Annotated in this window: 13 protein-coding genes and 1 tRNA gene; 6 read left to right on the top strand and 8 right to left on the bottom strand. The window is 53.2% G+C overall.

From position 1 onward, the window contains the following. Positions 1-10: 10 nt before the first annotated feature. The 6 genes from motB to otsB form a co-directional block, all read right to left on the bottom strand. Entirely contained in the window at positions 11-952 is a 942-nt protein-coding gene (gene motB / locus NR201_RS10155; protein ID WP_010258536.1) for a flagellar motor protein MotB, read from the bottom strand. Continuing rightward, positions 949-1836 (bottom strand): flagellar motor stator protein MotA, encoded by an 888-nt coding sequence (gene motA, locus NR201_RS10150; protein WP_003849139.1) that lies wholly within the window; start codon positions 1834-1836, stop codon positions 949-951. The genes motB and motA overlap by 4 nt, the downstream gene beginning before the upstream one ends. A 133-nt stretch (positions 1837-1969) precedes the next feature. Beyond that, positions 1970-2548, bottom strand: a complete 579-nt coding sequence (gene flhC / locus NR201_RS10145; protein WP_010258532.1) for a flagellar transcriptional regulator FlhC — start codon at positions 2546-2548, stop codon at positions 1970-1972. After that, complete coding sequence (flhD, locus tag NR201_RS10140) at positions 2545-2898, bottom strand: flagellar transcriptional regulator FlhD (protein ID WP_010258528.1); 354 nt, start codon at positions 2896-2898, stop codon at positions 2545-2547. The genes flhC and flhD overlap by 4 nt, the downstream gene beginning before the upstream one ends. Before the next feature lie 1020 nt (positions 2899-3918). Then, positions 3919-5355 (bottom strand): alpha,alpha-trehalose-phosphate synthase, encoded by a 1437-nt coding sequence (otsA, locus tag NR201_RS10135; protein ID WP_010258527.1) that lies wholly within the window; start codon positions 5353-5355, stop codon positions 3919-3921. After that, positions 5352-6140 (bottom strand): trehalose-phosphatase, encoded by a 789-nt coding sequence (gene otsB, locus NR201_RS10130; protein ID WP_256849728.1) that lies wholly within the window; start codon positions 6138-6140, stop codon positions 5352-5354. The genes otsA and otsB overlap by 4 nt, the downstream gene beginning before the upstream one ends. Positions 6141-6594: 454 nt before the next feature. Here otsB and eptA point away from each other — a divergent pair, with 454 nt between their 5' ends. From eptA to NR201_RS10100, 6 genes are all read left to right on the top strand, one after another. Further along, on the top strand, positions 6595-8223 hold the full coding sequence (gene eptA / locus NR201_RS10125) for a phosphoethanolamine transferase EptA (RefSeq protein WP_256849755.1): 1629 nt from the start codon (positions 6595-6597) through the stop codon (positions 8221-8223). Then, positions 8223-8903, top strand: coding sequence for a two-component system response regulator PmrA (gene pmrA, locus NR201_RS10120; RefSeq protein WP_010670822.1), 681 nt, complete (start codon positions 8223-8225; stop codon positions 8901-8903). Before eptA ends, pmrA begins: the two co-directional genes overlap by 1 nt. Beyond that, on the top strand, positions 8900-9958 hold the full coding sequence (gene pmrB / locus NR201_RS10115) for a two-component system sensor histidine kinase PmrB (protein WP_010258517.1): 1059 nt from the start codon (positions 8900-8902) through the stop codon (positions 9956-9958). Before pmrA ends, pmrB begins: the two co-directional genes overlap by 4 nt. Before the next feature lie 310 nt (positions 9959-10268). Next, the gene (locus tag NR201_RS10110; protein WP_022625495.1) at positions 10269-10835 is read left to right on the top strand and encodes a flavin reductase family protein; all 567 of its coding nucleotides are present in this window, start codon (positions 10269-10271) and stop codon (positions 10833-10835) included. Between the two features lie 59 nt (positions 10836-10894). After that, entirely contained in the window at positions 10895-11428 is a 534-nt protein-coding gene (msrA, locus tag NR201_RS10105) for a peptide-methionine (S)-S-oxide reductase MsrA (protein WP_010258508.1), read from the top strand. A gap of 264 nt (positions 11429-11692) precedes the next feature. After that, positions 11693-11780, top strand: a tRNA-Ser gene (locus tag NR201_RS10100). A 169-nt stretch (positions 11781-11949) separates the two neighbouring features. Here the strand turns inward: NR201_RS10100 and phoH are convergent. Beyond that, positions 11950-12738 carry a phosphate starvation-inducible protein PhoH gene (phoH, locus tag NR201_RS10095; RefSeq protein WP_010258505.1) on the bottom strand — a complete coding sequence of 263 codons (789 nt, stop codon included), beginning with the start codon at positions 12736-12738 and terminating at the stop codon, positions 11950-11952. 571 nt (positions 12739-13309) lie between these two features. Further along, positions 13310-14587 (bottom strand): iron uptake transporter deferrochelatase/peroxidase subunit, encoded by a 1278-nt coding sequence (gene efeB / locus NR201_RS10090; RefSeq protein ID WP_033757967.1) that lies wholly within the window; start codon positions 14585-14587, stop codon positions 13310-13312. Position 14588: the final 1 nt, after the last annotated feature.

Below are 14588 nucleotides of genomic sequence, written 5' to 3'. Positions count from 1 at the left end.
CTCACGGGAATCACCTCGGCTGTGAGGGGGCTGCTGTATTCACCGCGCCGCCTGGTGTTGCAGGTGCGGTAATCTGTTCAATGGCCGCCGGATCGCTGATCTGGACGGCATCACTTTCTGCGTTCTCTTTTTCTATTGCCGCTTCGGTGTCGTGGTTCAACACCAGCAGGCTGATGCGGCGGTTAACGGCGTCATTACCGCCACGATTTTTCAGGCGCATGGTGTCGGCCATACCCAACACCCGTAAAATTTTTCCACTGTCTAAGCCGCCCATCACCAGTTCACGGCGTGAGGCGTTAGCACGGTCTGTCGACAGTTCCCAGTTGCTGTAGCCTTTGTCACCGCTGGCATACTGAAAATCATCGGTATGTCCGGCCAGGCTGATGCGGTTCGGAATGTCGTTAAGGACTGGCGCTATCGCACGCAGAATATCGCGCATATAGGGCTCAACCTCGGCCCGACCGGTCTTAAACATCGGGCGATTCTGGCTGTCGATAATCTGAATACGCAGCCCCTCTTCCACCATGTTGATGATCAGATGCGGGCGCAGCGCTTTCAGACGCGGATCCGCTTCAATCAGCTGGTCGAGCTTTTCACGCAGCCGGTTAAGGCGAATCTCATCCAGCTTGCGTTTCTGGGCGTCCATATCGACGACTTTGTTCACTTCGCCAATCTTTTTGGTCGGATCATCACCGCCGCCGGGGATCGGGCTCTCGCTGTCGCTGCTGCGCGCCCCGCCGGTAATCGCTACCTTCAGCGGTGTTTTGAAGTAGTCTGCTATCTGCACCAGCTCCTGCGGGTTGGCGATTGAGAGCAGCCACATCACCATAAAAAAGGCCATCATCGCCGTCATAAAGTCGGCGTAGGCAATCTTCCACGATCCGTGGCTGCCTTCATGGCCTTTATGTTTGCGCTTTTTGATCAGCACAATTGGGCGATTGCCGTGTTTCATGAAGCCTCGTCTGAAGTCTGTTTAGCCGGGTTCTTGGCGTTACGTACGTGCTCTTCCAGTTCGCTGAACGACGGACGCTCGGCGGAATAGAGCGTCTTACGACCAAATTCCACCGCAATCTGCGGCGCGTAACCATTCAGGCTCGACAGCAATGTCACCTTAATGCACTGCATCATCTTGGTGGTTTCCGCACACTTCTGACGCAGCACTGACGAGAGTGGAGAGACAAACCCGTAGGCCAGCAGGATGCCCAGGAAGGTGCCCACCATCGCATGCGCGACCAGCGCACCGAGTTCAGCGGCTGGACGATCGGCCGAAGCCAGTGCATGGACCACGCCCATTACCGCGGCGACGATACCGAATGCCGGAAGACCATCACCCACTGCAGCAATACTTTGCGCTGGTACGTCACACTCGTGTTCGTAGGTCTCAATCTCTTCATCCATCAACGCTTCGATTTCAAAAGCGTTCATGTTGCCGCTCACCATCAGGCGTAAATAGTCAGTAATAAAATCCACTAACTGTTTATCGGCAAGAATGCGGGGATAATTAGCAAAAATTTCACTCTGGCTGGGATCTTCAATATCGCGTTCCAGCGATAACATGCCCTGCTGACGCGACTTCGCCATCAGGCGATAAAGCAGCGCCATCAAATCCATGTAAACCGCTTTGTTGTACTTGGAGCCGCGAAATAACTTAGGCAGCGCCTTCAGCGTTTTTTTAATCGACTTACCGTTGTTGCCGACTAAAAAAGCACCGGCACCGGCACCGCCGATCATTAATAATTCGGCTGGCTGATAAAGCGCGCCCAGATGGCCACCTACCAGCGCATATCCGCCCAACACGGAGCCTAAAACAATCAGGTAACCTATAATTATCAGCACAAAAAAATCCTTACGTCCGTAACGTGTTGGTGGAAGTTAAGCCAGAGAGCCGCAGATGTTATTACTGAACCGCAAGCAAAAAAAAAGCAGCGGTATTAACCGCTGCTGGATGGCTTCCACAGTGCGAACAAACTTAAACGGCGTGTTTAACCTGTTCATCCAGCAGTTGTGGAAACATATCGGCAGGTTCTGCAGAAAGTTTACGTCTTTTTACTGCCCGTGATGGTGGCTGGCACAGGCTGCAGGTAAAGCTGCCAACCGGCTGATGCGCATGATTAATAAAGCTGCCGTTGCAGCTTTTACAATCTGCCAGTTCCAGCATACCGCTATCAACGAATCGGACCAGGGTCCAGGCACGAGTCAGCGCCAACAGCGGGCCCTCGTCCGATTGAGGACACTGTTCAAGATACAGGCGGTAAGCTTTAATCACGGCATCGACGCCGCTGCACAACCCGGTTTTCAGCAAAAACTTCCAGGCGTTACAGAACATAGAAGCATGAATGTTCTGCTCCCACGTCATAAACCAGTCCGTAGAGAACGGCAGCATACCTTTCGGTGGCGGACTGCCACGTAATTCTTTATAGAGCTTGATGAGACGACCGCGGCTCAGCTGGGTTTCGCTCTCAAGCATCTGTAAGCGGGCACCTAATGTAATGAGCTCCATCGCGAGATGAATATCACGTGCTTCCTGAACAATACTTTTCTCACTCATGACATTGCTCTCTTTTTAGCAGGTGCATCATCTTTAGACGCATTACGCAGTAAACGGCTCGATAATAAAATGCCGGTGTGGATTTGTTGTAAATCATCCACGCGTGATTCCTGCGTCAGGCGATTAATGGTGCTGCTATCGGTAAAACGAAACTGGCAAACCAGTTGATTGGTTTCCGCCATTTTTACCATCTCAGGCAATGTTAATTCAGATAATGCATTCGCCATTTTCTCGTCAATTCCGAGGCGAAACATTGCAGAAGCTTTATCCTGGTTAATTAAACGCTGCGCAAGCAGTAAATAAGACAAGTTGAGATCGTAAATATGTTTCAGTACTTCAGAGGTGCCCATTATTTTTCCATCCTGAGAGATGCGACGTAACTGTATCGCAGAATAAATCTGCGGTTCGAGCTGCTGTTTGTTAAATCAAAAGATGGCAAAAAAAACTTCACGTAACGTTAATGTCACCGTTTTCGCCTTCCATTTTTGTGTGGGTTTCAGACCCACCGAAGGTCGAAAATCCATGCCATTTTATTTTCGAGTTCTGGACATCTTCCGTGACGTCTTCTTACATTTTTTAGGACTATTCCGAAAACAACGCAAATCTATATCGTCTGATTTCGACATACAACGACAGTGATGTGAAATTTTAGATAAAGTGTGACGCAGATCACACTTTTAACGCAAATTTCTTCAGCAACCCTTTACCATTACTTACCGACTGGTCATTTTTTGAGCAAAAATGCCCGATTTTAAGTCCAATTGGTCCTGAGAAAGGTTTAATAGGGGGTAAAAGCATCGCTATTCGACGCTTTGCGCAGTCCGGAATGAATATCGGGTGTTAATCGTTTTAACACCCTATTTAGAACCACCCAAAGAAAGGTTATCAGCATATTATGCTGCTGCGACCTTCAGGTATTTGCTTTTAAATTAGTTACTTAAGGGGAGTATCGCAGAGGGTGAGTAATGAAATCGTTAAGGTTTATACGGCAGCAGGTCAGATTTCTGGCAACCTGGCGTTAACAGTGGTGACCGGGTGTACAGACTCTGATTCCCACTGTAACAAGGGGTTATATAAGAAAGTCGAATGAATTAACGAAGGGTTATGCGTTGGCACTATCACTATCGGCAGCCTGAAGAGAAACTTGAGTAAAGAAGGTAAAGAAAGCGGCAGGGGCTGACAGGACGGGGATTTCCGGGCTTACCTGCATTTATCGGGCCACTCCGGGCAGCCACTGACGTTATCAGCGTAGAATCGTAGCAAACGGTCATTAACAGATAGCAGGCGAGTTTTCTGTGACCTGGGCCGAAAAAAAAGCAGCGACGCCGTAGAGGCGCCGCTGCTTTCATAACCCTGAGTCAGAACAGATATCAGGCGAGTTTTGGGAAGGTCGCGACTTTATTAACCGTGTTGTGGTCAACGCTGCGCGGTTCAATGCGTTCCAGGTCTTTCAGGAAGCCTTCACGCCAGGCGGTAATATCATTTTTACGCAATACCGCCATCATGTCGTTGTAGCGTGAAATCCTTTCGGTACGCGGCATAGTAATCGCCTTATCCAGCGCGGCGGCCACTTCATCACGGTCATACGGATTCACAATCAGCGCGGAGGTGAGCTCGTTAGCCGCACCCGCAAAGCGCGACAGCACCAGTACACCCGGATCATCCGGGTCCTGCGCAGCCACGTACTCTTTCGCCACCAGGTTCATACCGTCACGCAGCGGCGTAACCAGACCGACATCGGTCAGACGGAAGATTTTCATCAGCAGTCGACGGTCAAAATGCTGGTTAAGGTAGTAGAGCGGGGTCCAGCCCAGCGTACCGTATTTACCGTTGATGCGCCCTGCTTCGGTCTCCAGCTGATGACGGATATCCTGATACGCCTGCACATCGCCGCGCGAGGTCGGTGCAATCTGCGAGTAGCGAATTTTGCCGCGATGCTGCGGGAAGTTCTCCAGCAGCGCTTCATAGGCAAGAAAACGCTCAGGCAGACCTTTGGAATAGTCGAGACGTTCGCAGGCAATAATATTGCGTGCATCGCCCAGCTCTTTCTTCATGGCGGCCATTTTTGGTGGCAGCGGCCCTTCGGCCATCTCTTTAATACTGTCTGGCTCAATCCCGATGGGATAAACCTCAGTCATAAAGGTGTTGCCAAAGGCGCGATGTTTTTTGTCGCCCTTATTCTGCAGCTGTGTAAGCTGGCTGACGCTGTCGAGGAAGGCCACCCGATCCGATTCGGTCTGGAACCCCAGCAGGTCATATTCGCACAGCATTTCCAGCAACTCTTTGTGCGGCGGCAGCGCATTGAATATTTCAGGCGTCGGGAACGGAATATGCAGGAAGAAGCCGATGCGGTTATTAATGCCCGCCCGACGCAACGCGGCTGCAAACGGTAAAAAGTGATAATCGTGGATCCAGACAATATCATCCGGCTTGATCAGCGGTTTTAAACGCTGTGCCACCGCATCGTTAACGTCGCAATACCCTTCCCAGGCTTCCCGCTGGAACTGAACCAGGTCAAGGCGATAATGGAATGCGGGCCAGATGACAGTGTTTGAGAACTGGCAATAGTAGAGATCGTAATCGTTCTGGCTCAGCGGGAACGAGGCATACTCAATACCTTCATGTTCCTGAACCGTGACTTCTTCTACCTCTTCGCCTGTGTACTCGCTGATTTCACCGTTCCAGCCAAACCACAGTCCACCGGTGCTTTTCAGTGCATCGAGAATACCGACGGCCAAACCGCCAGCGCTGGTTTTTGACCCATCGGGCATGGCGACACGGTTAGATACAACCACTAAACGACTCATAACCTAAACTCCTTACCGACGTTGTCTTGATCTGATAGTAATAATGTTCTTTCCAGCCAGCCGTAAACCGCATCGACATCATGAAGCCGATAATGGGCCTGGGTGGAACCTTCTCCGACTTTGATCGAGACGCCCTGCCGTGCGTTCACGGCCAGAAAGCCCTTTTCATCCGTCAGATCGTCGCCAATAAAGACCGGCGTACGTCCGGCAAAAGGGGGCTGCTGCATAAAGTCGCTGATTGCGGCGCCTTTATCGATACCTGCCGGTTTAATCTCAACCACACATTTCCCCGGCTGAAGCGCCAGTCCGGGAAAACGTTTTACTGACTGTTCAGCCAGTCGCATCACATCCTGCTCATGCTGCATCGCCTGACGGTAGTGAAGTGCGAAAGCCATGCCTTTTACCTCCAGCTGGGTGCCAGGCCAGGATGCCATGGCATCCTGCAACTCCGTCCTGAGCGATTGCTCCACCTCGACCGGCAGGCTGATGCGTTGCAGATTACCCTCTGCATCACGGCGCTCAGCACCATGTACGCCCGCAGCCGGGCCGTACCAGGGAGCGGCCAGCGCATCGAGTTGTTCTATGGGTCTGCCGGAGACCAGCGCCAGCGCGCCCTGCGAGAGTGCAGAGAGCTGCTGCAGTTGCGCGATGACCTGCTCAGGAATAAATACCGCTTCGGGACGGGACTGAATCGCTGCCAGCGTGCCGTCGACATCAAAAAAGAAGGCGTACTGCCCGCCGCTTAATGTCGGGTACCTGGCATGGGTGTCTGCCGCTTGGGTCACGTTACTTCTCCTGAAAATCGAATTTTAATAAAACATTGAGTTAAAACAAGAATGTCCTGACGCAGTCAGGTCAGCAAGCGGGAAATTCTGATAAAGCGGTGATTGAGGGATAAAACGCGGTAACGGGATAGGTCACTCTCCTCAAACTTGCAAGCGCATTGCTGACAATACTGGCTAACTGAGAACATCTTCACAGTAAGTGTAGTCATTAACAGGGGTTATGCCAGAAAGATGCAGGTTTCATGCCAGCCGCTGCGGTTAAGTCAGCATAAAAGCGCCATTCAATTCTGCTTCGCTTCCGATGATCAGGCCAGACACGATCCGCTGCTGACTGGAGTCACGCACGTATCGCACCCGGCAGAGTCGGCACTCCTCAAACCTTAAGCTTCTTAAGGTATTCCTAATATTGAAAGCGCATTCTCGTGACACTTTTATTACTCTGGTTCCTGCTCACATGGCGTTTACCCTGAAGAGGCCGCTGATTAGCCGCCTTACGTTGCTGATTCTGGCTGCGGTTTACATCGCGGTTTTCCTTAACGTTGCCTATTACCGTCAGGTGCTGGCGGTGATGCCGCTGAACGACCTGCATACCACGCTGGTCTTTTTATCGATGCCGCTGGTCGCCTTTAGCGTGATCAATATCGTGATTACGCTGGCCTCATTTATCTGGCTGGATCGGCTGCTGGCCGCTCTGTTTATTCTGCTCTCCGCCTCGGCACAGTTCTTTATTCACACCTATAACATCGTGGTCGATCGCTCGATGATCACCAACATGATGGATACCACCGCCTCGGAATCTTTTGCGCTGATTACGCCACAGCTGCTTGTAACCCTGCTCACCTCGGGCGTGCTGATGACGTTGCTGCTGTTCTGGCCGCGAATCAAAAAACAGCAGTGGCGTGGCGTGCTGTCGCGACTGCTCAGCGTATTGCTGTCAGCGGCGCTGATTGTGCTGATCGCCCTGCTCTTCTATAAAGATTACGCTTCGCTGTTCCGTAACAACCGCGAACTGGTAAAAGCGCTGAGCCCCTCTAACAGCATCGCGGCGACGCTCTCCTGGTATAAGCATGAGCAGTTGCAGAACGCGCCGCTGATGCGTATCGGTGAAGATGCGCACCTGCAGCCCAGCCGCAGCAGTGGCAAACCGAATCTGACGATTCTGGTGCTGGGTGAGACCTCGCGTGCGCAAAATTTCTCGCTGGGCGGTTACGGTCGTCTGACCAACCCCTTACTGGCCAAAGATAATGTGATCTATTTCCCGCACACCACCTCATGCGGAACGGCGACGGCAGTTTCCGTGCCCTGCATGTTCTCCAATATGCCGCGCGCCCACTATGATGATGTGCTGGCCGCCCATCAGGAGGGATTGCTGGATATTATTCAGCGCGCCGGGATTAGCGTGTTGTGGAATGAGAACGATGGGGGCTGTAAAGGAGCCTGTGACCGCGTTCCGCATCAGGACATGACCAGCCTGAACCTGCCCGGCATGTGTATTGATGGTGAGTGCTACGACGACGTGCTGTTCCACGGTCTGGATGAGTACATCAGCCAGTTAAAAGGCAACGCGGTGATTGTGCTGCACACCATTGGCAGTCATGGCCCGACTTACAGCCATCGCTATCCGCCACAGTTTCGTCAGTTTGAACCGACCTGCGACACCAACCAGATTCAGGACTGTTCGCAACAACAGTTGATCAACACCTATGACAACACGCTGGTCAATGTGGATCACATCGTCGATAAAGCCATTAACGTACTGCGTGCGCATCAGGACCGCTTCACCACCAGCCTGGTCTATCTGTCTGACCACGGTGAATCCCTGGGTGAAAATGGTGCTTACCTGCATGGCCTGCCCTATGCTATCGCGCCGGACACCCAGAAACATGTGCCGTTGCTGATCTGGCTCTCCGATGATTATCAGAAACGTTATGCGGTTAATCGCGGCTGTCTGAATAAACTGGCGGCGACAGACGATTTTTCACAGGATAATCTGTTTTCAACCATGCTGGGATTAACCGGCACCGCGACCCACGAATATGTGCCTGCGGATGATATTTTGACGTCGTGTCGGAGCCAACCTTAATGAAGATACTGATTGTTGAAGATGATGCCCTGTTGCTGCAGGGTCTGATGCTGGCGCTGGAAGGCGAAGGCTACGTCTGTGATGGCGTTACGCGGGTGCGGGATGCTGAAGCGCATTTCGCCAGCGGCCTGTATAGCCTGGTGGTGCTGGATCTTGGCCTGCCGGATGAAGATGGACTGCATTTTCTGATACGACTGCGGCGGCAGAAGAAGATGACGCCGGTGCTGATCCTGACCGCACGCGACACCATCAGCGAACGCATTGCCGGACTCGACGCAGGCGCGGACGACTATCTGATCAAACCGTTCTCGCTGGATGAGTTGCTGGCGCGGATCCGTGCCCTGATCCGCCGCCACGTCAATCAGGGCGACAGTCATGTCAGAGTGGGTGCGCTGGCGCTGGATATGACCCATCGCCAGATTACGCTCAGCGACGTACTGCTGGATCTGACACCCAAAGAGTTTGCGATTCTGTCACGGCTGATGCTCAAGGCCGGGAATCCGGTTCACCGTGAAATTCTCTACCAGGATATCTATAACTGGGAGACCGAGCCTTCTACTAATACCCTGGAAGTGCATATCCATAATCTGCGCGACAAAATCGGCAAAAGCGCTATCCGCACCGTGCGCGGTTTTGGCTATGCGCTGGTGACGCAGGATGGCGTTCGTGAGGCAACATGATAAGACGTTTCGATCATCGCAGTATGCGCTTTCGTCTCATCCTGACCATCGGTCTGATCCTGCTGGTTTTCCAGGTGATCAGCGTGGTCTGGCTTTGGCATGAGAGCAAAGAGCAGATTCAGTTTCTGGTGGAAGCGCAGCTGCAGAAGCGCAACATGGACAGTCACGTTAAGCGTGAAGTGCATGAAGCGGTAGCCAGCCTGGCGGTGCCAAGTCTGGTGATGATTACCCTGACGCTGCTGCTCTGCTATCAGGCGGTGAAATGGATCACCCGGCCGCTTTATCAGCTGCAGCGTGAACTGGAGAGTCGCAGCGAAGAGAATCTTGATCCCGTCGCCTGCCACAGTCAGGTTCAGGAGATCGATGCGGTGACGCAGGCGATAAACCAGCTGGTCGCACGTCTGAACAGCAGTCTGGAGCGCGAACGGTTATTCACTGCCGACGTGGCACATGAGCTGCGCACGCCGCTGGCGGGATTGCGGCTGCATCTGGAGTTAATCGAACGTAACAGCGATGTCAAAGTTCAGCCGCTGGTGCAGCGCCTGGATCAGATGACGCACAGTGTGTCGCAGCTGCTGAATCTGGCGCGCGCCGGACAGTCCTTTACCTCTGGCACCTATCAGAACGTGGGGCTGATTGAAGATGTGATCCTGCCAATGGAGGCAGAGCTGAGTATTATGCTGGAGGCGCATCAACAGACGCTGGTGCTCGATCTGCCGCAGGAGCAGTTTGTGCGTGGTGATGCCACGCTGCTGAAGATGTTGCTGCGTAACCTGGTCGAGAACGCCCATCGCTACAGCCCGGATAACAGCACCATCAGTGTGCAGCTGGTGTTAGCTCCTCAGCCGATGCTGGTGGTGGAAGATCAGGGCCCGGGAATTGATGAGAGTAAAAGTGGCGAGCTGAGTAAAGCGTTTATCCGGATGGACAGCCGCTACGGCGGTATCGGACTCGGGCTGAGCATCGTCAGCCGCATCGTCCAGTTACACCGGTTTCAGTTTTTCTTAGAGAACCGCCGCGACCGAAGCGGTTGTCGTGCCGTGGTGAAGTTTTAAGCGCTGAACCAGGCGGAGAGGAACAGAACGACCGTGGCTGCGGCAATCAGCAGTGCAGCATATTCACTCATCGGACGCGGAGCAGTCACAGACAGGGCAACAGGAGCAGTTTTCATAGCATCATCCTCAGTTAAAGCAGGCAGTATCGCGATTGCATATTAAGGAAACCTTAAGCTCGCGACGCTGCCGCTAAAAATGTCTGCGCTGCCAGACGCCGCCATCAACCTCGCATTTCTGCCCGCTGACACGCCTGCTGCATCCGCCCGGTGCTCTACACTTAATGGCTACGTTCCGTTTCAGGAGTTACGCCATGAGCCAACGCATGCACAAATATGCTTTTCCGGTCAGCAAAGCCCGCAAATACCTTGAGCCCGGACCGGTGCTGCTGCTCAGTTCGCAGTACAAAGATCAACATGACATCATGACGCTCGGCTGGCACACGGTGCTGGAGTTTTCTCCGTCACTGGTCGGCTGCATGATTGCCGGTATGAACCATAGCCATGAGCTGATCCGCAACAGCGGTCAGTGCGTGCTGAACATTCCTTCTGCCTCGCTGATTGATGAAGTTGTGGCAATCGGCAACAGCCACGGCGACAGCATTGATAAGTTTGAGGCCTTTGGCCTGACGCCGGAACCCGCTCAGGTGGTTGGCGCGCCGATGATTGCCGAATGTTTTGCCAGCTTTGAGTGTCAGCTTTATGACGATTCGATGGTCGCTAACTACAACCTGTTTATTTTTGAGATTGTTAAAGCGCACGTTGCCGAGCAGCCGGAATACCCCACTACCCTGCACTACACTGGCGAAGGCCGGTTCAGCGTGATGAGCGACAAAATACTGGATAAGAGCGGCGATTTTAAACCGGAGATGCTGATCTAGTTGAAAGCGCTCTGCCGCGCCCCCATTCACCTCTTTCGACCTGACAGGAGTAAATTATTATGGCAATCGAATACGCAGTTATCGCTGGCGGCTGTTTCTGGTGTACCGAAGCGGTATTTAAGGATGTGATCGGCGTAGAGTCGGTGGAAAGCGGTTATACCGGTGGTGCCCGTCCTAATCCGACTTATGAGCAGGTCTGCAGCGGTGCGACCGGTCATGCAGAAGCGATCCGCATTGGCTTCGACCCGGAGAAAGTCAGCTTTGGCGATCTGCTGGATATCAGCTTTGTGACGCATGATCCGACCCAGCTTAACCGTCAGGGTAATGATATTGGCACCCAGTATCGTTCCGCCATTTTCCCGGCCAATGCAGGGCAGGAAGCGGAGGCACGCGCCGCCATTGCCCGCGCTCAGGCTGACCATGATGTGCCGGTGGTGACCACTATTGAGCCGCTGAAAGAGTGGTATCCCGCTGAAGCTTATCATCAGGATTACTGGGAAGGCGCGGGCCAGCGCAACGGCTACTGCATGGCGGTCATTCCACCGAAACTGCAGAAGCTGCGGAAAAGTTTCGCTAACAGAGTAAAGAGCTGATTCCGGCATCAGTCGGGGCGGCGTCTGACCAGTAACGAGGGTGAGAACGCCGCCCCGGTTTATTTGCTGCCATAAAACTCACCTGACCGGGCTCATCAGGATGGCGGGATGTGGCCGGTAAAACGGCGGGTTTTATGCCGCAGTAAATCGATTCGTTCAGAGCTTAAGCGAATAGATCAAAAGAGAAAAATAGTGCTTGACCGTTTTCAGTCGACTCCCTATAGTACCGCCCCGTTGACCCATCGCGGTCAGCGAAGTAAATCTGGTGAGGTGTCCGAGTGGCTGAAGGAGCACGCCTGGAAAGTGTGTATACGGCAACGTATCGAGGGTTCGAACCCCTCTCTCACCGCCATCTTCAAAAAAGAGCCTGAACTTTTGTTCAGGCTCTTTTTTTTGCATATTTCACTCTGAGAGAGCGTAATAACTCCCGCCGGGGAACGACCACGGGCGCAGCCCTGTCCCACAATAAGAAAACCCGGCCGGAGCCGGGTTTGGGCGCTACACTTCTACTCAATCAAACGCTAGCTATACGCGTGCAGGGTGCGCTGACACAGCGCAGAACGCACACAATCTTCTTTGCCGAAGCGTACAATGCCAACCATCTCGTCCTCTTCGAAACGCGCCAGCGCGTCTGCGAGACCGGAAGGCACCCCAGCGGGCAAGTCGCACTGGGTAATATCGCCGTTAACAATGACCGTGACATTTTCGCCCAGTCGGGTCAGGAACATTTTCATCTGCGCGGCGGTGACGTTCTGCGCCTCGTCCAGAATTACCACAGCATTTTCGAAGGTGCGACCACGCATATAGGCGAACGGTGCAATCTCTACCTTGGCAATTTCCGGACGCAGACAATATTGCATAAAGGATGCGCCAAGACGTTTAACCAGAATGTCATAAACCGGGCGGAAATAAGGCGCGAATTTCTCAGAAATATCGCCGGGAAGGAATCCCAGATCCTCATCTGCCTGCAGTACCGGGCGCGTAACGATAATCCTGTCGATATCCTTATTAATCAGGGCCTCAGCCGCTTTTGCGGCACTGATCCAGGTTTTACCGCACCCGGCTTCACCGGTTGCGAAGATCAGCTGTTTTCTCTCTATGGCGTTAAGATAGTGCGCCTGAGCTTCATTACGGGCTTCAATCGGCAACCGGTCACGCGTATCGCGCGCCATGCCAATGGCATCCAGTCCACTCATATGCACCAGCGAAGTGACCGACTCTTCTTCACGCTGACGATGACTTCTTGAGTCACTACGAAGCACTCTTCTTGCTTCACGACGCGCTTTGATCACTGCTTTCTGTCTTCCCATAGTGGCACCTTTCAGTTGGTTTCATTTCCTGCGTCAGGCCGGTGGCCCGTTGCGATAACGTGAACGCTTTAGAGGTTTCAGTTGGCTTCCTTTTGAGCCATGACAGGACAGGATAGTGGGTATGCAGCAGCGCAATAGCGTAGCTGAACACCGGATAAAACAGGATGCGATAAAACAAAAGAGATGGTTGAAGGAAGGAAGAAATAACGAGGCAGAATTGCCCTCGCGGTCAGGCGCAATCTATTTACTGACAGTGACTTTCCATTAAAGACTCGACCCATGCGCGAACTCCAGTGTGATACATCAACACATCCGATTACGCCTGTTTAATAAAGTGCACCATTTTGTTGGGCCTTTGCAATAGTAATTTTACCTGCTGGCAAAAGAATTGCTAATCACGTGTATGTATTTCTTTTAAGGCAAAATGTAAAATCTTTTAATTACAGTGTATTAGCTTATTTTATATATGCCAGACAACCGCTAAAACTCAGTTTAACCTCAGCCAGCAAAGCACGAAAACCGTAAAACGTGGGCGACCAGAACAGGGACGCCCACAGTGGTTGAATTTTAATCAGGCTTCCAGCAACGACTGCGCTAAATAATGGCTGGCGTCTGGTACACCGGGCAAAACAAAAAAGTAACCGCCGCCAAAAGGCCGGATATATTCTTCCAGCGCTTCGCCGTTCAGGCGCCGCTGCACCGTGAGAAAGCCGCGTTCCAGATCGTGCTGATAGCAGACGAATAGTAACCCCATCTCCAGCTGTCCCGATGCAGAGATACCCGCGGAGTAACTGTAGCCGCGCCGCAGCATCAGGCTGCTTGCCGTCTCTGGCGTGCGGGGGTTGGCAAGACGGATGTGCGCATCCAGCGCAATTACCTCACCGTCCGGATCACGGGCGTAATCCGGAACGTCGCGCTCATGCTGCATCCCCAGCGGCGCGCCACTTAATTTCTCGCGACCAAAGATAGTCTGTTGCTCGCCCAGCGGCGTGCGATCCCACATTTCGACGTGAAAGCGGATTAACCGTACAGCCTGATAGCTGCCATTGCGCGCCCAGACCGGTTCGTCCTGATCGTCGGTCACCCACAGCAGCTGATTCATCAGAGCAGGATTGTGGGTATCGGGATTGGCGGTGCCATCTTTGAAACCCAGCAGGTTGATCGGGGTCTCCTGCCCCTGACTGCGCGCGGCGTGATCGGAGATAAAGCCTTCGCGCCGCCAGCGTACGCCAAGCAGGTCAGGCGTATGCTTGATGATATCCCGCAGGGCATGAATCACCGTATCCTGGGTGTTGGCACAGAGCTGCAACAGCAGATCGCCATGACACTGACTGGCATCCAGCGAATCATTGGGAAAGCGAGTCATCGGCTGCAATTTTTTCGGTTTGTGCGGCGCCAGACCAAAGCGTTCATCAAACAGTGAATTGCCGACCGACACGGTAATCGTCAGATTATCAGGCGCGATAGTCGCCCCAAGAATGCCGGAATCCATTGGCGGCAACCGCGGATTGGTGACTACCGGTGCCGGACCGCCCGTGGTCAGGAAAGCGATACGCTGGGTCAGCAACCGGAACAGACGCACCAGCTCCGTTTTATCGCTGCTGAGCAGATCAAACGCCACCAGCATCATCGATGCCTGCTGTGGCGTCGTGATACCTGCCTGATGCTGACCATAAAACGGCTGCATCTGCTGTCGGGCCTGCGGCGTAACCGTCCCCGGCGAAAAGCTGTCGGCGGCGGCTGCATGGAACGGACAGCCGCCGCCCAGCGCTGCCGCGCTGCCCAGCAGCCCCAGCCCTTTTAGTAACCGACGACGCGCAGGCTGCGCGTCATCTTCCTTGCGACTCATG

This window comes from Pantoea sp. Fr-CA_6 (assembly GCF_024520895.1).
Lineage (GTDB): Bacteria > Pseudomonadota > Gammaproteobacteria > Enterobacterales > Enterobacteriaceae > Pantoea > Pantoea agglomerans.
The sequence above is the reverse complement of the archived record's forward strand: the minus strand, read 5'-3'. Positions and strand labels throughout refer to the sequence as shown.